1 pseudogene is annotated in these 1284 nt (G+C 67.8%); it reads right to left on the bottom strand.

From position 1 onward, the window contains the following. Positions 1-1284, bottom strand: a pseudogene (locus A2I95_RS39145) (glutamine-synthetase adenylyltransferase); the annotation flags it as partial.

The following is a 1284-nucleotide window of genomic DNA, read 5'->3' as shown; positions in this document are numbered from 1 at the left end:
CCGTCGATCAGCCCGCGCAGGTGGTGCACGCCGATGCGGAAGTGCCATTCCTTGCACCAGCGGCGGGTGGCATCCAGCCGGGCCTCGTAATCGCGTTCCTGTGCCAGCCGGGTTTGCAGTTCCGCCCGCAGCAGGTCCGCCCCCGGCCAGGGATCAAAGAAGGAGCCGCCGATCACCGCGTCAAACACCCCGGAATTGCGGGACAGGAAACTGGCAAGCCCGCGCGAGGTGCCGGCGATATCCACCAGCAGATCGATCAGCTGCGGATTGGCGCCGAACAGCGAGAACAGCTGCACCCCAGCCGGCAGCCCGGCCAGGAAACCGTCCAGCGCCACCAGGGTTTCGGCCGGTTTGGCGGTCTTGGCGACGCGCAACAGCAACTCCGGCTTCAGCCGTTCGAATATCCGCGCCCCACGGGAGGAGCGCAGCGCCGGATAGGTCGGCCATCGGGCGATAATGGCACCATCCAGCTCGGCGGTGCCCTCGGGTACCGCGTCTGCGGCGGGCTTACCGCCGGGAGAAAAGAACCCCTCTGTCAGCTCATGCACCTCGGTCAGCCGGTCCCTGATTTCCGCCGCGAGGTCCAACGGATTGCGGTCCATCAGGCAGGCGATCCGGGCAATGCCATCCTCGGACTTGGGCATCTGGTGGGTCTGGGCGTCATGCACCATCTGGATGCGGTGCTCGACCTCGCGGTGGGCGCGGTAGTGGGCCGAGAGGGTTTCAGCGGTGTCCAGAGGCACCCAGCCCTTGTCCGCAAGTGCCGCCAGCCCTTCTACGGTGCCGCGCAGGCGCAGGCTCTCGTCGCGCCCGCCGGCGATCAGCTGGCGAGTCTGAGTGAAGAACTCGATCTCGCGAATGCCTCCGCGGCCCAGCTTCATGTCGTGGCCGGGCACATGCAGGGCGCCGCCGGTGCCCTTGCTCTCGCGGATGCGCAGGCGGATGTCATGGGCGTCTTGGATGGCAGCAAAGTCCAGGTGCCGCCGCCAGACAAAGGGGCGCAGGGTGTTCAGGAACCGCTCCCCCGCCGCGATGTCGCCGGCACAGGGGCGCGCCTTGATATAGGCGGCGCGCTCCCAGGTGCGGCCCAGGCTTTCGTAGTAGCGCTCTGCCGCTTCCATCGCCAGGCAGACCGGAGTGACCGCCGGGTCCGGGCGCAGCCGCAGGTCGGTGCGGAACACATAGCCGTCACCGGTGCGGTCGCTGAGGGCTGCGCACATGTTCTTGGTTGCGCGCACCATGCCCTGGCGCGCCTCAAAGAAGTCATCCGGGTCGAACCGGGTT

It is taken from the genome of Leisingera sp. F5 (assembly GCF_001593695.1).
This window is presented reverse-complemented; position numbering and strand designations above follow the sequence as displayed.